The 18,767-nt window shown below is 49.4% G+C and carries 17 protein-coding genes; 7 read left to right on the forward strand and 10 right to left on the reverse strand.

Annotated elements, in window-relative coordinates:
* Nucleotides 1–4: 4 nt before the first annotated feature.
* Genes H8L47_RS25150 through H8L47_RS25160 form a run of 3 tightly spaced genes read right to left on the reverse strand, consistent with a single transcriptional unit; the run spans nt 5 to nt 1,801 of the window.
* The gene (locus H8L47_RS25150) at nt 5–1,252 is read right to left on the reverse strand and encodes a PBSX family phage terminase large subunit (protein WP_222616678.1); all 1,248 of its coding nucleotides are present in this window, start codon (nt 1,250–1,252) and stop codon (nt 5–7) included.
* A complete protein-coding gene (locus tag H8L47_RS25155; RefSeq protein ID WP_186956432.1) occupies nt 1,242–1,562 on the reverse strand; it encodes a hypothetical protein in 321 nt (106 codons plus the stop codon). Before H8L47_RS25155 ends, H8L47_RS25150 begins: the two co-directional genes overlap by 11 nt.
* On the reverse strand, nt 1,562–1,801 hold the full coding sequence (locus H8L47_RS25160) for a hypothetical protein (RefSeq protein ID WP_186956433.1): 240 nt from the start codon (nt 1,799–1,801) through the stop codon (nt 1,562–1,564). The genes H8L47_RS25155 and H8L47_RS25160 overlap by 1 nt, the downstream gene beginning before the upstream one ends.
* 1,011 nt (nt 1,802–2,812) lie before the next feature.
* Between H8L47_RS25160 and H8L47_RS25165 the strand changes: the two genes are divergently transcribed.
* Nucleotides 2,813–6,340: a CHASE domain-containing protein gene (locus tag H8L47_RS25165; protein ID WP_186956434.1), complete on the forward strand. Its 3,528-nt coding sequence runs from the start codon at nt 2,813–2,815 to the stop codon at nt 6,338–6,340.
* Nucleotides 6,341–6,345: 5 nt separating this feature from the next.
* Here the strand turns inward: H8L47_RS25165 and H8L47_RS25170 are convergent, their stop codons facing one another.
* From H8L47_RS25170 to H8L47_RS25180, 3 genes are all read right to left on the reverse strand, one after another.
* Nucleotides 6,346–7,950, reverse strand: a complete 1,605-nt coding sequence (locus H8L47_RS25170; protein ID WP_186956435.1) for a sensor histidine kinase — start codon at nt 7,948–7,950, stop codon at nt 6,346–6,348.
* A gap of 243 nt (nt 7,951–8,193) precedes the next feature.
* Nucleotides 8,194–9,354: a porin gene (locus H8L47_RS25175; protein WP_186956436.1), complete on the reverse strand. Its 1,161-nt coding sequence runs from the start codon at nt 9,352–9,354 to the stop codon at nt 8,194–8,196.
* A gap of 36 nt (nt 9,355–9,390) precedes the next feature.
* A complete protein-coding gene (locus H8L47_RS25180; RefSeq protein WP_186956437.1) occupies nt 9,391–9,807 on the reverse strand; it encodes a type 2 periplasmic-binding domain-containing protein in 417 nt (138 codons plus the stop codon).
* 98 nt (nt 9,808–9,905) lie between these two features.
* Between H8L47_RS25180 and H8L47_RS25185 the strand changes: the two genes are divergently transcribed.
* Nucleotides 9,906–10,253, forward strand: coding sequence for a hypothetical protein (locus H8L47_RS25185; RefSeq protein ID WP_186956438.1), 348 nt, complete (start codon nt 9,906–9,908; stop codon nt 10,251–10,253).
* A gap of 148 nt (nt 10,254–10,401) precedes the next feature.
* Nucleotides 10,402–10,734, forward strand: a complete 333-nt coding sequence (locus H8L47_RS25190) for a methyl-accepting chemotaxis protein (protein ID WP_186956439.1) — start codon at nt 10,402–10,404, stop codon at nt 10,732–10,734.
* Between the two features lie 144 nt (nt 10,735–10,878).
* Here H8L47_RS25190 and H8L47_RS25195 read toward each other — a convergent pair whose 3' ends face one another.
* The 4 genes from H8L47_RS25195 to H8L47_RS25210 all read right to left on the reverse strand — a co-directional run bounded on the left by H8L47_RS25195 (nt 10,879) and on the right by H8L47_RS25210 (nt 13,071).
* Nucleotides 10,879–11,022 (reverse strand): hypothetical protein, encoded by a 144-nt coding sequence (locus tag H8L47_RS25195; protein WP_186956440.1) that lies wholly within the window; start codon nt 11,020–11,022, stop codon nt 10,879–10,881.
* A gap of 249 nt (nt 11,023–11,271) precedes the next feature.
* Entirely contained in the window at nt 11,272–11,781 is a 510-nt protein-coding gene (locus H8L47_RS25200) for a hypothetical protein (protein ID WP_186956441.1), read from the reverse strand.
* Nucleotides 11,782–11,897: 116 nt separating this feature from the next.
* Nucleotides 11,898–12,437, reverse strand: coding sequence for a hypothetical protein (locus tag H8L47_RS25205; protein ID WP_186956442.1), 540 nt, complete (start codon nt 12,435–12,437; stop codon nt 11,898–11,900).
* 124 nt (nt 12,438–12,561) lie between these two features.
* Nucleotides 12,562–13,071, reverse strand: a complete 510-nt coding sequence (locus H8L47_RS25210; protein ID WP_222616679.1) for a hypothetical protein — start codon at nt 13,069–13,071, stop codon at nt 12,562–12,564.
* A gap of 367 nt (nt 13,072–13,438) precedes the next feature.
* On the opposite strand from H8L47_RS25210, the gene H8L47_RS25215 reads away from it, so the two are divergent.
* The 4 genes from H8L47_RS25215 to H8L47_RS25230 are packed head-to-tail and all read left to right on the forward strand — an operon-like array spanning nt 13,439 to nt 18,758.
* A complete protein-coding gene (locus tag H8L47_RS25215; protein WP_186956444.1) occupies nt 13,439–15,637 on the forward strand; it encodes a TonB-dependent hemoglobin/transferrin/lactoferrin family receptor in 2,199 nt (732 codons plus the stop codon).
* Between the two features lie 24 nt (nt 15,638–15,661).
* The gene (locus tag H8L47_RS25220) at nt 15,662–16,774 is read left to right on the forward strand and encodes a hemin-degrading factor (RefSeq protein WP_186956445.1); all 1,113 of its coding nucleotides are present in this window, start codon (nt 15,662–15,664) and stop codon (nt 16,772–16,774) included.
* Nucleotides 16,762–17,679 carry a heme/hemin ABC transporter substrate-binding protein gene (locus H8L47_RS25225; protein WP_186956446.1) on the forward strand — a complete coding sequence of 306 codons (918 nt, stop codon included), beginning with the start codon at nt 16,762–16,764 and terminating at the stop codon, nt 17,677–17,679. The genes H8L47_RS25220 and H8L47_RS25225 overlap by 13 nt, the downstream gene beginning before the upstream one ends.
* Entirely contained in the window at nt 17,676–18,758 is a 1,083-nt protein-coding gene (locus tag H8L47_RS25230) for a FecCD family ABC transporter permease (protein ID WP_230413903.1), read from the forward strand. The genes H8L47_RS25225 and H8L47_RS25230 overlap by 4 nt, the downstream gene beginning before the upstream one ends.
* Nucleotides 18,759–18,767 lie beyond the last annotated feature (9 nt).

Raw genomic sequence — 18,767 nt, forward strand, 5'->3', positions numbered from 1 at the left:
TCCTCTATGCATAAGTAAATTTAGGGTAATTCAGTTTGCCGCCCCATTCTTCATTCGACATCGCCTCCGCATTGATGCAGATATAGCGCAAGTTGTCCGCACCATGACTGAACTCGTCATGCAAGGGTGCGCCCGCTTCATTCGTGCTTTGATTAATCACGCGACGGTAACGCTTGACGCACTCAATCAGACGCGCAGTTTTATCCGCATCAAACCACAAGCGTCCAAATGTCATGCGCGTCAGACGTATGCCATCTTCCACACTCATGCTCGGCGTGATCGCCACATCCCAGCCCAGAGCCGTCATGATTTCTTCTGCGCTCTTGCCAGTCTTGAAGTCCTTGTTGCGGCCATCGTGAGGTAAAAATAGTTTTCCCCAATTCATATTCTTTTGCTTCAACAAGGCAGAGTAATAATCCAGGGTTTGATGGCTGTCTTCCAGGTATTCAATCACCCGCAATTCCGAACTTTGTCTCTGCACCAGGCTGATCGCCATTGCATCATTCCAGCCCAGGTCCACCACTACATGCACTTTCAGCATGGGGTCATACGGCACATGACAAATCCTGCCCTGTCCGCCTGCAACTTCGTGGTAATAAATAGCGCCACTTACCGCAGGTTTACATTCACCATCCCAGATATTCTTATAAGCTTCAGGTTCACGCTGCATGCAGGTTTGCCTTTCTCTCTCCAGCACTTCCGGGAACCAGGGGTTATCCCGCCAGTTCATCAAAATCGAGACACAATCATGCGGTGGCCGTGCGACAAAACGCTGATGGGTAGGATCGGTTTCCAGTTCTGGGTTATAAGTCACCCAGATTTCGGATCCGGCAGTGCGTATCGTCGGTATCAAAATACTCCATGACCTATCTGAGACACTCTGACCTTCTTCTATCCACACCTTGGTACAACCTTCAAAAGACTTGATACTGTCAGCCGTCTGGTCAGACAAACCACTGAAATAAAAACGTGTGCCATTCATGCCGCGAATTTCTGATTCATACACCTGATAGAAGTTGCTTAGCCCAAGAGCCGCGATCTGATCACGCAAAAGCTGGTGCACCGATTGCTTGATCGACTTCTGCAATTCACGCGCACATAAAATCCGCTCCACATTCTGCACACCCAGCAATAGCAAGGCGCGGGCAAAGCCCCAGGACTTGCCACTGCCACGGCCTCCACGCGCCACCTTGTAACGCGCAGGCTGGAATAAAAATTCCAGTTTTTCAGGGAATTCACATTCAATTTGCATTGGGCTTGACCAGTTTGATGGCAATATCACTAATCAAATGCTCGCCGTTTTCACCTGCACCATTGACTTGCAAGGGTAAAATCTTCAGATACAGCACTGTCCAGAATGCTTTTTCATTGGTCGGGTCTTCACGCGCCCATTGCGCCAGGCGCAAAGCACCGCCGAGTTCCTCACCTGCTTTGGCAATCGCATCCCTGACAGTCAACGTCGACTGGCTTACTGCTTTCTTCGGTCGCCCGCGTGTCTTGGGTGCTGGTTTCGATGTAGGCGTGGATACAACATTAGCCTTCGCATTTTTGCTTTCACTCATTAATTTTCAGGATGCCTTGCAGCTTGTCCTGCTCCAGGTTGATCAGTATTGGCCCGTCCGGGAATCATGGGCAGCGCATCTGCAAGGACTACTTTGCCTGCGCACATTCCCATGATCCCCGTCAACGCCTGAAAAGATTTACCTGTCTGCTGCTTCGCGTTCAGTATGGTCAGCACGATGTGTAGGGTGATACGCTTGCAATCACAAACAGGTAAAAGCCTGAGCACCAGCACAAACATGCTGCGCGGTGCGATTCTGACAATTTTCTACACTCATCAACAAAATTCGCCAACAAAACGCAGAAAACAAAAAGCCCCGCTGCTTTACAGTAGCGGGGCCAGATCAACTCTAACAAATCAAATTCTTTAGGACGCAAAACGCCCTGAGTAGAACTATATACTGATTATTTAATCAGTGCAAATTTTTCTTAAGCTCCAACATTGACAGGGAAATTCCCTGAAAATACGGCGCAGAAGATTATAAAAAATCCTGAAGGTCAAAACCAAAAACCCCACTTTTTACAAAGCAGGGCTCGTGGTTTTTATCTGAGGGATACTACAACTTGGCAACAGGACGCAGCTCGCCCTGAACAACACTATATACTGATTATTTAATCAGTGCAAATTTTTCTTATTACAGCCTAACACATAAACGCGGCAAGAAAACAACATCTGAATTCGACCCAACGAAAGTTTTAATAAATAAAAATAATCAATAAAAACAAGGCGTTAAAAACCAAAAACCCTACTTTTTTCAAAGCAGGGTCCGTGGTTTTTATCTGAGGGATACTACAGCTTGGCAACAAGGCGCAACTCGCCCTGAACAACACTATACACTGATTATTTAATCAGTACAAATTTTTCTTAACACAGTGTTTCGTATGAGAATCACAAGAAAAAACAGCGTAGATAGCGGCAGACAGCTGCGCCGGCAAGCCTGTGTATTAGCAAAGAAATAGGCGCGCAAATTCCACAAGATCAATATAGACACAAGGGCTTGCTTTCAGTCATATAATTATCCAAAGCAAATTTTTGGCTAAGAGGCCGTTCGAGATCTGTAGCGAGCGGGCATCAGCGGGGCCTGGGGAACAAGAACGCAGCACAAAAAGCGGAGTGTACTCACGTGCATGAGCATTTTGAGCAGCAAATGATTCCGCGTAGACTCCGGTTGCGCACGCGCAGTAAGATCGTGAACTGGTTCCAAGATCGCAAACAGGTTCTAAAAGTGTTCACTATGGGGAGCCAGGTATCTTGCCCGTATCATCCTTGAACAATGCCGACGCTCTGGTCGTAAGGAATCTGCAACTTGCTTTCGTCTATATCCTGTTTGGACGTATCGCCTTGTTGCTGGCAATTCCTCCCGGCTATGCCATAGCCGTATTCCCTCCGGCAGGCATTGCCGTCATCGCCGTACTGACCGGAGGTTATCGCCTCTTGCCGGGTGTGGCCCTGGGTTCATGCCTGTTCAATCTGTGGATAGGCTGGGAAGGCCAAGGGCAACTCACGGTAGCTACAATCGCTCTTGCCCTGCTTGTTGCCACCGGTGCCCTGTTGCAAGCCGTGGTCAGCACCTATCTCATCAAAAGCCTTGTTGGCTACCCGGCTGCACTGGATACTGAGCGCCATGTTGCCCTCTTCCTCCTACTGGCCGGTCCGGTTGGTTGCCTGATCAATGCAAGTATTGGAATTTTTTCCCTGTTCACCCTGGGGTTACTGCCAGTGACTGACATGTTTGGCAACTGGCTTACTTGGTGGATAGGTGACATCCTTGGTGTCCTGATCGTCGCACCATTGGTCATGATACTGATAGGACAACCTCGTACTATCTGGAAATCCCGTCGCCTTAATGTAGGCGTACCTTTGCTATTGACCTTATCCGTCGTTGTTTCCATCTTCCTCTACGTGCGCGAATCTGAAGTAGAAAGGCAAACAAAAGAGTTCGAAACCGAAGCCAGCCGAATGGTGCAAGCCATACAGCATAGATTCGATTTCCAAAGCGAATTCCTGTGGAATATGGAACGGTTTTTTACCAGCTCCGAACATGTCTCGCGGGAAGATTTCGGCAGCTTCGTCAGCAAGGTACTGCAAAGAGAAAGCACCATCATCGCTGTCGATTGGGCGCCCGTGGTGATGCATGGCGACAGACCCGCCCATGAAGCCAAAGTCAAAAAAGAAACTCACATTGCATCCGGCATCAAAGAGAGCCTGGACAACATTAATTTCCGGTCTGCAACAGAACGCCCGTTTTATCTGCCCATAGAATATGTCGAACCATATGCAGTCAACCAGGCCGCTATGGGATTTGACCTCTACTCTGAAGCTGGCAGAAAAGCTGCCATAGAAAAAGCGCGTGACACCGGTCAGTTGATTGCCACTTCACCACTCAACGTTATCAGGACGGACAGATCAAAAAGTGGCACTGGTAGTCTGATTATTGTTCCTGTCTACTCACGTAACAGCTCAGTGTCAACAATAGAACAAAGGCGCGCTGCTTTTCGTGGCGTCGTCCTCAGCGTATTGCACATAGATGAACTAGTCAGGCAGGTTTTTTCTGAAGAAACACGCGCCCAGGTCCTGTTCCGCTTGCGTGACCTCAATAGCCCCGCTGACAAGAGCGAAATCTACAACACCCTGGGCCAGTATCCCACAACAACCCGATTCCACAGTAGCATCCTGCTCGGCGACCACCAGTTTGAATTCACCGCCCGCCCCTCGCCTGTATATTGGCAACTGCATCGTTCATTGTCTGCCTGGGCCACCCTGATAGGCGGCTTATTCTTTACCAGCCTCATCAGCGTGTATTTACTGGTCGTCAGCGGCAATGCCTTTCATATCGAACACAAAGTCAGACAGCGTACGCTGGAACTGCAAGCCAGCAAAGAAGAATTGATACGCAGTGGCCTGCTACTGCAAACCGTCATGGAAGGCACAGAATCCTACATCCATGTACGCGATCTTGATGGCCGCTACCTTTACATCAACAAGGAATACGAAACCGTCTTCCAGATGAAGCGTGAACAACTGATAGGCAAAACCATAGAAGATGTTTTTCCCCCAGATCTAGCGAGGAAGTACCGCAGTGCAGAACAAACCGTCATCGCCACCAAGACCGCCTTGCGCACTGAAGCCATGGTGCAGCAAAAAGATGGCATGCATACTTACCTCGTCGTGCGTTCCCCCCTGATCAATGCCAATGGTGAAGTCTTTGGGGCTTGCGGTGTCGGCACCGACATCACACAGCGCAAGCGGGATGAAATTGTCCAGTATGAAAACCTCATGTTGCTGCAAGCGGTCATGGATAGCACCGCATCGGCTGTCTGCTTGCGCGACAAGAATGGCTACTACCTCTACGCCAACAAAGAATACGACAAGCTCTTCAAGCCCGCCAATATCGCCAGCCTGATCGGCACAAGCGTCTTTTATGTCTTTTCCAGAGACAAGGCAGAGCAATACATGCGCATGTCTGCTGAAGTCATCCAGACCGGGACCATACGCCGCACAGAAATCTCCCTAACAATCGAAGGGATCGACACCACCCACATCCTCATGCTCACGCCCTTGCGCAATGAATCGGGCGAAATTTACGGTATCTGCACTGTCGGCACAGATATCAGCCAGCGCAAGAAATCCGAAGAAGCCATCCTTGCCCTCAATGCTCAACTGGCGGCCACCACCGCCCTGCAAAACGCCATACTTGACAGCGCCAACTTCTCCATCATCGCCACCGACACCACTGGCCTCATACAAGTCTGGAGCAAGGGCGCAGAACTCATGCTGGGTTACTCTGCAACAGAAATGATAGGCGTGCAAACACCAGTCTGTCTGCATGACATGGCTGAGCTGACTAACCGGGCCGCAAAACTCAGCCAGGAATTTGATATACAGGTAAGTGCCGGCTTCGGAGTCTTTGCCTTGCGTGCATTGCGGGGCATGGCTGATGAGAGTGAATGGACATATAAACGTAAGGATGGCAGCCACCTGCCCGTCATGCTCTCAGTGACCGCACTGAAGGACAGCAAAGGTGATATATCCGGCTTCCTCAACATCGCCTACGACATCACCGAGCGCAAAAAAGTCGAAATCATGAAAAACGAATTCATTTCCACCGTTTCCCATGAATTACGCACCCCACTGACCTCCATACGCGGCGCACTGGGTTTGCTGATGGGCGGTGCGCTAGGAAAGATGCCTGACAGTGCCGAAAAAATCCTCGACATCGCCACCAAAAATTGCCAGCGCCTGGTCAGGATGATCAACGACATCCTCGACGTAGAAAAAATAGAATCAGGCAAGATGGAATTCAATTTCGCCCAGGTACATTTGATTCCTGTATTGGAACAGGCCATCGCCGCTACTGCCGCCTACGCAGAACAGCACCAGGTCGGCCTCAGGCTGCAAACAGCAATTCAAGGCGAAGATGCCGACATCGTCAGAATAGACACCGACCGCATCACCCAGGTCCTCATCAACCTGCTCTCCAATGCAGCCAAATTCTCACCCCACGGTGCCAGTGTTGATGTGCTGCTGACCTCGCAGCCAGGGCAATTGCGCGTCGCCATCATCGACCAGGGCATAGGTATAGCGGATGAATTCCGCGATCGCATCTTCCAGAAGTTCGCCCAGGCGATTACTTCTGAGCTCCAAAGAAAAGGCGGTACTGGCCTGGGCCTGAGTATTTCCAAAGCCATCATAGAACATCATGGCGGACAAATTGGTTTTATCAGCACCATCGGTAAAGGCAGTGAATTCTTCTTTGTTCTGCCGATAGACAACAAATGACTATGTCAGCTTCGCGACGGTGCGATCAAGGGAAGTTTAATCAGAAATTCTGTACCCTTACCAATGACAGATTGCACCGATATGCTACCGCCAAGTACACCATGAACAATATTATAAGAGATATGCAGACCTAATCCTGATCCCCCCTGTCCCAGTTTGGTGGTAAAGAAAGGGTCGAATATTTTTAAGATATTCTCTTTCGATATTCCGCAGCCGTTATCTTGAAAAGAAATAATCAGCTTGCCATCGCTGTCATTATCTGTGCAGGCAACCAGTCTGATCATGCCTTGCTCGCGTCCATCGAAAGCGTGGATCAGTGCATTGTTAAACAAGTTGACAATGATTTGCGTCAGTGGTCCAGGAAAACTGTCCATGTTAATGTCTGGCTCGACATCAATTTCCAGGCTGATTTTCTTTTGCTTTAACTGCAATCGCAGTGTCAATTCAAGCTCAAGAAGAATTTTTCTCAAGTTAAAGCTCCTGCGCATCTCACTGGTCTGATCAACTGCGATAGTTTTAAAGCTGCTGATGAGCTCTGCAGCACGTGAGATATTATTGACCAGCAAGACATCAGCTTCGCTAATTGTCGAAAAGAGACGATCTAAATCGGTTCTTTTCAGCCTGCCATTTTCATAAGCTTGATGCGCTTCCTTGATTTTATCAGACAGTGTAGTCGTAATAGTCAGCGCATTACCTAGAGGTGTATTGAGCTCATGCGCTACTCCTGCTACAAGCGATCCCAGGCCAGCCAACTTCTCCGAATAAACAAGTTGGTCTTTTGTGTCCTGAAGATGCTGCAGGTGCTCTTCTTGTAATTTATAGGCGTGTGCCAGCTCACTGGTTCGTCGCGCCACACGATCTTCAAGTTGTTGGTTCAACTCTGTTATCTCAGAAATTTTCCTATTGATTTCGTTTGCCATGATATTGAAGTGCTGGCTCAGGATTGCCAGTTCATCGCTACCAGATACCTGAATAGAATGAAGATAATCACCAGAGACAATTGCCTGACTCGCCAGGGTGATTTCCTTGAGACGCCGGGAAATTCTCATACCCAGAAAAAACATAATCGCGAAAACAACAAGTAGAACTGTGCAGCTTCTCACTAGAGAGTTGCGCTGCTCCTTGACTACCGCATCGACAAGACTCCTGGTCGATAAGCCATACTGCAAATACCCCTCTTCACGTCCGGGCAGCAAAAGTGGATTGCGAATATGAATTTCAGTGCGTTTTAAAGCTGAGGTTTCAAGTTGATCGAGTGTGTCAGGAGCAGGAATCTCGCGGGGAGATGTAAAGGTGCTCAGCAGGATACGCTTATCATTGCCACCGATAACAACATAAGTCACGCCATTGTCGACTTGCTCATCAAGCATCTCAGTAAAAAAAATGCTCACTGTCTTCAGGTCACCTTGTCCCAAATAAGTTGACACCGTCATGTTCAGCAGCTTCGAAGTCTGAGTCACGTTGGCTTTAACATTTTGTATGACCGCAGTGTCCAAAGTACGACTGCCGTCATAAAGCACCGCAAGAATCAACAGGGAAAAGGACAAGACGGCAGTGACAGTGAAGTAGCCAAGCAGTGAATTTAAAAAAGAAAGGGCTTTGACTCTCATTGAATTTGCACAATATTAAGTGCCGGTCGAATATGCGCTTGATACAATTTCAGCCGCCTTCAGACTTTAATAATTTTCGGCCCAGGAGTCAATTGCCCATCCTGTAAGTGGTGCATATGGTCAATAGCAAGCTTGATTCCCATGATGGACCACTCAAGACCTGACGAACCAGACGCTGGACACTAATACCAAATGGACTGCCGTTGGCAGTCCATTTCGCTACTGAAAATTTTCTATGCCCTGTCAAAATGTCCCTTGAACAGAAACCGACAATAGCTTGGAATCACCAAAAAATTTATACGGATAACGAGACTTGTCTTTGGAAATGTCGTACTGCACCTTGAGTGAAGTATTTTTCATAAAATCCCAGCGCAAAGACAACACGTGCGTTTTTCTGGACTCAATCGGCTCATTCACCGTGGTGTATTGCGAATAAGTGTACATCGGTGTGAGCGAACCATAGTTGTAGCCAACACCGATCAGAGCATACTTATAGACATTATTGATCCCCAGTGAAGGCTCCACTTGTTCGAACCTGTCGATCTCAGATTTGATCAGCCAGTTTTTGTAGTCCATATTGGCAGAGATGCCCATGATTTTCGTCGGCTGGTCCTTGACAATATAAGTCGTGCCCAGAGTAGGATCACTTTGAGAAGCTGTTTCATTATGACGCATCATCATTGCACGAAAATCAAAAATGCCATTGTTCACCGATATTGATCCACCCAAAATCTTTTTCCATGAATCATCGGTAGGCGTGGTGTAGTAAATTTTCGTGTAATAAGCATTATTTTTTTGAGTGAAACTGCCTGTCCAAGCAGCTGCAGTCATCGCCCAGCTAGAGTCACCCAACTGCCTGCGGTAGCTGACGTTGGCACCGTTATAAGCATAAATTGGCCAGCCATACACGTCTGGCGCAGGGCGTACCCAGGGATAAGCGTAACCTATGTAAAGGTAATCACTGTAGTAATACAAGGGAATACGGAAACGCCCCGCCTGGAAAGTGAAATCCGAGTCAACTGATGGCTGCCAGGTGATGTAAGCCCAGTCTACCGTTGGCTTTGAACCTTCGTTAGGATTGAGTGCGCGCGAAACAAATTGCGCCGTCGCAGAAAGAGTAGGGCTGAATTCTTTTTTGATCTGTATGCCAACTAATGACTCCTGATCAAACTGCCAGCCCTTTTCTTTTTCATAGACCCCAGTATATTCCCATGCCTGCACGGTACAAGGGCACTTCCATTGCTGGTAAGTCCAGGGGGCAGAACTCCCTTGCGACGAACCACTCAAGACCTTGGCACCTGTCAGGCTATAAAATCCGGTCAGCTTTAGCGAACCACTTTCATCCAGATCAATGGCATTGGCCAAAGCGGGTAACAACATCAACGCCAGCAATATTTTTTTCATCGCATATCTCCTAAATGGCTTATCAGCGCTTCATGTTCAAGGAACAATGGCGACCACTTTAACGCTGTCATCGACGGCAGATTTGTCTATGTAACCTATGGCATTTTGATTTTCACTCACATACTTCTTGACCTCAGCACCTGTCTTGAATTCCTTGGGCGCTTTCGCCTTTCCTGTAAAAAGCAGCTTGGACCAAATAGCCTGAACTTGTGCAGGTTCTTTTTCCAATACCTTTTTATAGAAATCGGCGCGTGCTGGTGAGTTTTCCGGCAACTCTACCGGAGAAAAAAGTGTAGAGCCTCCCAGATAGAATTGTGCGACCTGAGAGAGAAACATCTTTGTGGCTGGATTTTGCGGATGAACGATAATCGCTAACTCCGCCTTTGCTGAAACGCTCGCCAATGAGAGTAAAAGAGCAAGGACAGCAACCCGCTTATGGAATTTGAAGATCATCACACTTCCTCCAAGAAGGGCAGCAATAGGAGAAACAATCTATACCCTCGTATTGCCGATTCAAAACAGACGCACATGAGATTCTTAAGCTAAAACCAATGAACCAGAATGAAGCATTCCTCGATTTTTCGTTTTACCAAGCAAATTCACTATCCATTTCTAAGCCTAGAGTAACATTGTCCAGAGCAGAATTGAGTGAGACAACTCGACTTTCATCAGGCCACTGTTGTATTCCCTTCACAGCGATCGTCGAAGCTCACTGGACAGATGCACTTCCGACATCAGTCTTGGTATTTGAAAAATCTTCCCAGCAAACGACATTGACAGACACCGATTTCCAGAATGATGTAAACACGACATTAGAGCATCGCTCTAACATCCTTGAATCGGTAAACGTGCCAGCAATCCTGATGAAAGAGTATCGACCGCCGATGACCGTTTCATGACATAGAGCAAGAGGTCGTTACTGCGCTCCCTGGCCGTGGCGCTACCTATGCCAACACCGTCATACAGAAAAGTAATTGCCAATGGCAATGCTGATTTATCTAAGCGCACCGCGCTACAGACCAACGCCCAGGAATAGACATCTCCCCCATGAGAGAACTGGCCGACACTGTCAAACAAAACACCGCTGGTGCCGAACATGCCAACAACAATGCCCTTTTCGCATCAGCCTTGGCGCAGAAAGGCGGCATTGCCTTCCAGACCATCATGCTCGCCTTGAACTTATCTGTAGGAGCCACTAGCGTTTTGGAACAAGGCAAAGGCTCTGCCGCCGTTGCGACTCAAATGCACAATCTTGCACAGCGTTTTTCTGACGTTGCGAAAGAAATCAGAGACTTGACAGATTTATCGCAATGGCACACCTGCCCACCCCAATGGCCCAATGCTGAACCCTTTGTTGAGAGATTTTACGACTCGGCATAAGCTGATCAGGCCGCATCAGCATTTGTATGGGCATACGCCTGCCGAAGTCTGGAGAGGTATTAACCCGTACATCACGCCACCTAAATTTGTACATCAGTTTGAGGCTTGAGATGGTTTGTTGCAGGGATAGCATTAGGCTCAGGATCACTGACCACAACCACCCAACTCTATGCAGATACCCGTTTTACCTAACGGCTTCCAGGTTGCACCATGGTCAGAACTTTTAAATATGTCACGGAAAGTAACAACATACATTGCACCAGTCTTATCAACCTCGACGTCACGCATGGTGCCGCCAAAATCATGAGTTTTCGCTGTCTTTCCATCCAGACTGAAAAGTAACTCAGGTAACGGAGGATAATCAGGCAAATAATTTTAGGTGTTCGCGCCGACTAAAATATAGTCAGTTTTGTGTCCAGCCAAACCAAAACCTTCACTTTTTTTGCAAAACTTGCAGATCAGGTGAAGGAATTAGGTTTAACTGAACGCTGAACGGGGCAAGTGCGTCACCTGCACATCTGGCTGCTGGTCACTATTTCATTCCCATTGTCTAGTAGGTAATTTACTTTTTATTTTTTCATCGGCTTTATGCAATGCGTCTGTCATAGAAGCGAAATATGTATTATTTCCATCCGACGCCTTTTCAGGAGTCGTAGGTAGAGTCATTCCTCTCCAAGAAACATGGCATGGACCACATTTTTCATCCAACCCTAGATTGACGATCTCCAAAGTCATCGTGCCTTTGCTATTATCATCGCTAATGCCGTTAGGGAAAAAATCAAAAACCATAGACACATATAAACTGTTGGGATATGAGGTTCGCTCTTCCTTCCGAAATGTAAAGCCCTCTCCTGAATGTGCCTCTTTGTAAATCTGTATCAACTTTTTTAATTCGACATTTTTATAAACTAAAAATGGCTGGACTGGGCGTTGTGCATGCAAGTTCGGCACCAATATCACTCCAAGTAAAATCATCAAAATTTTTAGATGATTTTGAAAAATTATTCCAGAAAGTTTTTGTGAAAAAATTTTTTTGAAAAAATACATAAATTACTTCCTGTAAATAAACGCAAAACCTCCGTCAGATTTTGCAAAATTTGCAGAGCAGGCGAAGTGGCTTGGTTTAACTGACCGCTAAACAGGGCAAAAGCAGCAAACAAACATTAGCCTGCTTCGCAAGCCTGGAGCTTATGCTTAGGAATTTCAATTAACTCCATCGTATCTGCCACTACCCGCCAAGCGACTATGACATTTTTAATTGGAACAGCATCAAACGTTTCAACATCACCTCGGACAAATGCATTGTAACGTTTACCACTTGAGTCCCCTTTTAATTTACAAGATCCAATTTCCACAATATACGTACCTTTCTGTGAATGGCGATCAAAAAAATTAGCCACATCTAATGCCGCATTGCCCAAGACCAATTCCCCTACCAATTGGTCTTTTTCCATATGCACCCTGCTACGCCACAATACAAACTGCTTTTGCTGGCTTTTACATTTCAACAAAAAATAGGTATTAAACTCATCTCTATCCCCGTCACTCTCGGGTGCAACCTGACTTGAAATGCCAGACGCAGTAATGACTATACATCCTTTAGATAATGAACTCGCCCCGGTATTGATAAAGTCACCCAGATTTTCGGCTAATGCTTGATCGCAACAAATGCTTATCATTAAGGCCAATAGAAGTTTATGCATTTTTAGTTAATAAGTAATGTTCAAACGAACCTTTTATCATTCAATGTATTAAATGGCATTTTTATTCGATTAGCATGGTGAATACTTAAAATAACGCCATCAATTTTTAGCATTTTTTCACCTTTTAAAAAATACGAGATATCGCAATAATCAGAGGTGAGCTTCTTCGTTGTACTAACGTTGAAAAGGGCATCGCATTTCCTGGTCGCGGCGAGAACTGGAGTATGAACGCTACGTCCCCTTGGTTGAAGCTGATCAACTCTGTTTCCGCAATCGTTCGCTTCCAACTTTGAGTGCGTCCACCAAAAAAATCTGGAGAAAATGATTGAATCAAGACGTCTTTGTCTATCGTGAATGTCCCGGCAAAGCAACTTGGGTCACAGTCCCCTACTTGTGGCGCAGGGCCACGCTTGGCAAGCCCCCAGAGATTGTCAGTCACATTTTCTGTGAAAGTCCAAAAATCAAATGCATGATCTCGGTAGCAACTGATCCAATTGCCATTGGCATAGTAGCGTATGTAGTGAAAGCGAACGCCATGCATGCGCACGCCAGCATGCCATTCTTCCCACTCTCGAGGGCCAGAAGCATAGAAACCGTCAAATAAGAGCTTTGCTGTCATGATCAATTTTGTCATGTGAGCCAAAGAATTAGTGTACGTTCAAACAGTCACGCGTGGTTAAGAGGGACTCATTTGCCTGAATACGATCAGAATTCTATATCGCTTTGCCACCCCTTTTTGAAAAGCACACAGGCAGGTGCAAATGAAGGCAGAAAATCCCGAAAAAGGACTTGCAGAGAAAAAGCCTTTTTTCGCTTGCAAGTGAGAATGATTCTCATTTATAATAAATTCAGTTACAATACATTGATCGCAAAAACTCCCCTTTTTGCGATGCTCCCAGCCTTAAGCACGGTGCAATATTTGTGCTGGCCATGGAGCTGAATACGATACGCACCAGCCAGTCGCCGCTAGCCAGTGTCCAAATTTTTAATTAGGAAACACGATGCTAAGCAAGACGCAAATCGCCCTGGCGCTGGGTATGGCATGGGGCATGGCTCCGGCAATCACTTTTGCACAGACTCCCGGCCCGGTCCCGCCAACAGAAGCAACTACCCTTAAAGATATTAGTGTCACCTCTACCCGCACTGCCCGGACTGTCGATAGTGTGCCTAACACTGTTACCGTTATCCCTGCTGCCAGGATAGAGCAAGAAGGTGGGCGCGATATCAAGGACCTGTTCCGCAATGAACTGGACATCAGTGTGCGCGCTGCCCCTACCCGCTTTACAGCGGCTGGCAGTTCGGTTGGCCGCCCTGGTAATGAAGGCATCAATGTCCGTGGTCTGGAGGGCAATCAGGTCTTGATGCTGGTTGATGGTACGCGTGTACCGGGTAGTTTTTCGTTTGGCGCATTTGCGACAGGCCGTGGTGATTTCCTTGAACTTGATGGCATCAAGGCGGTAGAAATTTTGCGTGGGCCTACGTCTACGCAGTTTGGCAGCGATGGTCTGGCTGGTGCAGTCAGCTTCCGCACGCTGGACCCGTCTGACCTGCTCAAAAAAGGTCAGTCTTTTGGCGGCTTCGTTCGCTCTGGCTACGCTAGTGTAGACCGCTCATGGCGCAATACTGCTGCAATCGCTGGCGACAATGGCAGTTGGCAAGGTTTGCTGCTTGTCAGCGACCGCCGTGGCCATGAGACAGAAAACCGTGCTGACAATGATGCAAAAAATATCAACCGCACCAAACCTAACCCTGTTGATTTCAACGCCCAATACCTGCTGGGTAAAGCCATCTTCAAAATCGACGGCAACCAGCAAATTGAAGCCAGTGTAGAGGCGCAAAAACGCACGCAGGATACTGACGTCTACTCCGCACGCGCAGTTCCACCACTGGCATCTACCAGCACACTGGACATGGATGCACGTGACAAGGTAGAACGCAACAAGCTCAGCCTGGCGCATCGCTATAAGAACCTGAACTCCAGCTGGTTGCACAATGCCGAGACACGTCTTTACTGGCAAGATGCCAAGGTCAGCCAATACTCGGCAGAAGACAGGAACACCGCGGCTGACCGTACCCGCGACAATCATTACAACACCAGGATCATCGGCTTGTCCAACATCATGGAAAGTAATTTCTCTGGTGTTGTAGAACAAAAACTCAGCTATGGCTTTGACTGGAACCGTACAGAAGTAGCTGGCCTGCGCAATGGCACGGTAGCGCCATTTGGTGAAAGCTTCCCAGCCAAGCCTTTCCCTGATACGACGTACACCGTCACTGGCGCATTCATCCAGGATGAAATCGAAGCTGGCAAACTGAGCATTATCCCCAGCCTGCGTTATGACCATTACAAGCTCGCTCCTTCCAGCGCAGGCTACACTGGCGGTGCGGTCAGTACCTTGTCTGACAGCGCAGTCACACCACGCCTGGGCCTGGTATGGCAACTCGACGCTGCGTTTGCACCTTATGCACAATTTGCCAAGGGCTTTCGCGCACCTACTCCTGATCAGGTCAACAATGGTTTCACCAATCTGGCATCCGGCTACACCAGCATAGGCAATTCGCAACTAAAAGCAGAACGTGCAGACAGCTTCGAGATTGGCTTCCGTGGCAAGGTCCAGGGTTTGCGCTATTCATTCGCCGCATTTGACAATAGCTACAAAGACTTTATCAGCCAGCAAGTAGTACGTGGCACCGGTACGCCTGTTGACCCACTGGTATTCCAGTACATCAATCTGGCCAAGGCACAGATCCGTGGTGCAGAAGCACGTGCAGAGCTGCAAATCGACAGCAACTGGCAAGCGACTGCTGGTGTCTCCTACACCAAGGGCGACAGCGAAGTTGCTGGCGTAAAGACGCCGCTAGACACCATCAACCCGATGAAATTGCTGGCGGGCCTGCGTTATGACAGCGCTGCCTGGGGCGCACGTGTGCAGTTCCAGCATCATCAAGGCAAACAACTGGACAGAATAGCGCCAGCAGCCACACCACAGTTTGCACCAGGTTCTTATCACGTCGTTGATCTCGGTGTGTACTGGAAACCCATGCCCAAGCTGACAGTCAACGCCAACCTCAACAATGTATTTGATACCAAATACTGGGCCTGGTCTGATGTACGCGGCCTGGCCAGCAACACCAACGTCAAAGATGCATACACCGCCCCTGGCCGGAATGCCCAGGTATCTGTCCGTTATGACTTTTAACGAATTTTAAATAGAGGAACCGTCATGCCAGCCCAACATTTGACCCCGCAGCAAAACGCTCATGTACGTGAACAATTCGCCAGCATGCGCCGCGAGAAAAAAGCCAGACATCGTGACATCGCCATCGCACTGGAGATCAGTGAAGGCGAGCTGATCGCCGCCCATGCAGGAGCGGCAGCTATAGAAAGTAACTGCCTGTTGCGCGCCACCTGCCTGCGCGCAGAGTGGCCAGACATCATGGCCGCAGTAGAAAGCCTGGGCGAAGTCATGGCCCTGACACGCAATGCCTCTTGCGTCCATGAAAAAACTGGCAGCTATAGCAAAATCAGCCACAACAACCATGTCGGCCTGGTGCTGGCAGGTGAAATCGATTTGCGGATTTTTTATCAGCAATGGGCATTTGGTTTTGCCGTGACTGTGCAAACAGAAAGTGGTGAAGAACGCAGCGAACAAAAAAGCCTGCAATTCTATGATGCCACCGGCACTGCCATCCACAAGATCTTCATCAAACCACAAAGCAATGTGGAAGCTTATGAAGCCCTGGTGGCACGCTTCGCTGCTGTTGAACAGCAAACTGGCATACCAACAAAAGACGCCGCAGAAAAAATGCTGGAACTGGCTGACAAGGACATCGACATTGCTGGCTTCCGTCAGGCCTGGGCATCGCTGCGCGACACCCATGACTTTTTCGGTCTCATGAAAAAATATGCCGTGACACGTACCCAGGCCTTGCGTCTGGCAGATACCCAGTTTGTGCAGCAAGTAGACGTCAGCAGTTGCCAGGACCTGTTGCAGGCCGCCGCTGCCGAAGCAGTGCCCGTCATGGTGTTCACCGGCAATGTCGGCATGATACAAATCCATTCCGGCCCAGTCAGCAAGATTGCCAAAATGGGGCCGTGGGTGAATGTACTTGATCCACGCTTCAACCTGCATCTGCGGGAAGACCATATCGCCAGCGCATGGATCGTCAAAAAACCAACCACAGATGGCCTGGTCACTTCGCTGGAATTGTTTGACGCCGATGGCGAAACCATTGCGATGTTCTTTGGTGAACGCAAACCCGGTAAGCCAGAACTGTGTGAATGGCGTGCGCTGATCGACAACCTTATATCTGAAAGCCAGACATGCGCAGCCTGAATCCCAGTAATCAACAACGCAGACTGGCATTGAAGCAACTGGCTGGGATTGCTGGTGCCAGCATGCTGGCACCGTGGGCCACTGCCGCAACTGGCAAAGGCAAGCAACGCATCATCAGCGTGGGTGGAGCGATCACCGAGATCATCTTTGCACTCAACGCCAGCAATGATCTGGTCGCCGTCGACACCACCTCCAACTTCCCGGAGAGCGTGCAAAAACTGCCAAATGTTGGTTACGCCCGCGCGCTGTCGGCAGAAGGTGTACTGGCCCTGGCACCTACCCAGATCATCGCCAGCGAAGATGCAGGCCCGCCTGCCGTGATACGCCAGTTGTCCTCCTCCGGCATACCGCTGGCTGTCTTGCCTGCACATCACAAGTTTGAAGGCGTGCTTGACCGCATCAGGCAAATCGGTGAACTAACCGGTACACATGCGCAGGCCGCCACGCTGATGCAAGGCCTGCAGCAGGAATGGACCAAGGTTCGCACACCGATAGAGCAGCGCAAGAGCAAGATGCCAAAAGCCGTGTTCATCCTCGCCCATGCGCCTAACCAGATCATGGTGGCTGGCCGTGAGACCGCAGCCCATGCCGTGCTTGAATATGCGGGCGCAAGCAATGCCCTGACTGCGGCCAATGGTGGCAATGGTTTCAGTGGTTACAAGCCTTTGACACCCGAAGCCATGATCGCTGCCCAGCCTGACATCATCCTCGTGACTGACCAGGGCCTGAAAGCCTCGGGCGGCATAGAGTCTGTGTTGAAATTGCCGGGTGTGGAACAAACACCAGCAGGCCGCAAGCGTCGCGTGCTGTCACAAGAAGCCATGCTGATGCTGGGCTTTGGGCCACGTTTGCCAATTGCCATCAGCCAGCTTGACAGTGCCATCAGCCGGGCCATGCAGGCATGAAAGCATCAGCGACCATGGCTGGTGAATTGCCACAAAGTTTGCACGCGAAGCGTGTGCAAGGGAGCAGACCTGGCCTGCTGCTGGTGCTGGCTACCTCACTGATCGCCGCTTTGCTGCTGAGTGTGCAATTCGGTGCCGTGCCTGTCCAATTGCAAGACTGGCTGACTCTATTCAATTTCAGTGATGAGCCAATGACTGGCAGCAGCTATGTCTTGTGGAATATCCGCCTGCCACGCGCCCTTTTTGCCGTGCTGGTGGGTGCTGCACTCGGCATGTCAGGTGCATTGACGCAAGGGCTGTTCCGCAACCCGCTGGCGGATCCGAATTTGCTGGGCGTCACTGCCGGTGCGGCTGCGGCGGCGGGTTTAAGTATCGTTGTCTTGTCGGGCCTGCCCTTGCCCATCCCCATGGCCTGGCGCATGTGGATCTTGCCTGTCACCGCATTCAGCGGTGCCCTGCTGGTATGTTTTGCACTCGATCGTGTGGCCCGCTGGATTTCACCCGGCTCCATTGTCGGCCTGCTGCTGACAGGCATTGCCCTCAATGCGCTGGCCGCTGCTGTGCTGGGTCTGTGTACTTATCTGGCAACAGACGAACAATTGCGCAACCTCAGTTTCTGGACCCTGGGTTCTCTGGCAGGTGCAAGTTGGCTGGCTGCTGGCTTGCTACTCACCTTGCTATTGCCAGCCTGGTGGTGGGTCAGGCGCATGATCAGCGCCATGAATGCCCTGGCCCTGGGTGAAGCAGCGGCGGCCCATGTCGGCATTGATGTACGCCGCCTGCGCAGCCAGGTCATTGTGCTGGTCGCCGTACTGACCGGGTTTGCGGTAGCCTGGTGCGGCATGATCAGCTTCATCAGCCTGGTCGCACCACATCTGGTGCGCACCATGGGTGGACCAGATCAACGACAGGTGATACCACGCTCCATGCTCATGGGTGGCTTGCTCTTGCTGGTGGCTGACACTGTGGCTCGTTGCATCGCCATTCCGGCGGAAGTGCCAGTGGGTATTTTCACTGCCCTGCTGGGTAGCCCTTTCTTCCTGATCCTGCTGCGTAATGCGCGTGGTCGTTTAGCCTGAGTCGCCTGC

The organism is Undibacterium umbellatum (assembly GCF_014284125.1).
GTDB lineage: Bacteria > Pseudomonadota > Gammaproteobacteria > Burkholderiales > Burkholderiaceae_D > Undibacterium > Undibacterium umbellatum.

Excerpts from the sequence above, each read along its gene's own strand:
- H8L47_RS25150 (WP_222616678.1), bottom strand. The coding sequence starts at position 1,252 with ATGCAAATTGAATGTGAATTCCCTGAAAAACTGGAATTTTTATTCCAG.
- H8L47_RS25155 (WP_186956432.1), bottom strand. The coding sequence starts at position 1,562 with ATGAGTGAAAGCAAAAATGCGAAGGCTAATGTTGTATCCACGCCTACA.
- H8L47_RS25160 (WP_186956433.1), bottom strand. The coding sequence starts at position 1,801 with ATGTTTGTGCTGGTGCTCAGGCTTTTACCTGTTTGTGATTGCAAGCGT.
- H8L47_RS25170 (WP_186956435.1), bottom strand. The coding sequence starts at position 7,950 with ATGAGAGTCAAAGCCCTTTCTTTTTTAAATTCACTGCTTGGCTACTTC.
- H8L47_RS25175 (WP_186956436.1), bottom strand. The coding sequence starts at position 9,354 with ATGAAAAAAATATTGCTGGCGTTGATGTTGTTACCCGCTTTGGCCAAT.
- H8L47_RS25180 (WP_186956437.1), bottom strand. The coding sequence starts at position 9,807 with ATGATCTTCAAATTCCATAAGCGGGTTGCTGTCCTTGCTCTTTTACTC.
- H8L47_RS25185 (WP_186956438.1), top strand. The coding sequence starts at position 9,906 with ATGAACCAGAATGAAGCATTCCTCGATTTTTCGTTTTACCAAGCAAAT.
- H8L47_RS25190 (WP_186956439.1), top strand. The coding sequence starts at position 10,402 with ATGAGAGAACTGGCCGACACTGTCAAACAAAACACCGCTGGTGCCGAA.
- H8L47_RS25195 (WP_186956440.1), bottom strand. The coding sequence starts at position 11,022 with ATGCGTGACGTCGAGGTTGATAAGACTGGTGCAATGTATGTTGTTACT.
- H8L47_RS25200 (WP_186956441.1), bottom strand. The coding sequence starts at position 11,781 with ATGTATTTTTTCAAAAAAATTTTTTCACAAAAACTTTCTGGAATAATT.
- H8L47_RS25205 (WP_186956442.1), bottom strand. The coding sequence starts at position 12,437 with ATGCATAAACTTCTATTGGCCTTAATGATAAGCATTTGTTGCGATCAA.
- H8L47_RS25210 (WP_222616679.1), bottom strand. The coding sequence starts at position 13,071 with ATGACAAAATTGATCATGACAGCAAAGCTCTTATTTGACGGTTTCTAT.
- H8L47_RS25215 (WP_186956444.1), top strand. The coding sequence starts at position 13,439 with ATGCTAAGCAAGACGCAAATCGCCCTGGCGCTGGGTATGGCATGGGGC.
- H8L47_RS25220 (WP_186956445.1), top strand. The coding sequence starts at position 15,662 with ATGCCAGCCCAACATTTGACCCCGCAGCAAAACGCTCATGTACGTGAA.
- H8L47_RS25225 (WP_186956446.1), top strand. The coding sequence starts at position 16,762 with ATGCGCAGCCTGAATCCCAGTAATCAACAACGCAGACTGGCATTGAAG.
- H8L47_RS25230 (WP_230413903.1), top strand. The coding sequence starts at position 17,676 with ATGAAAGCATCAGCGACCATGGCTGGTGAATTGCCACAAAGTTTGCAC.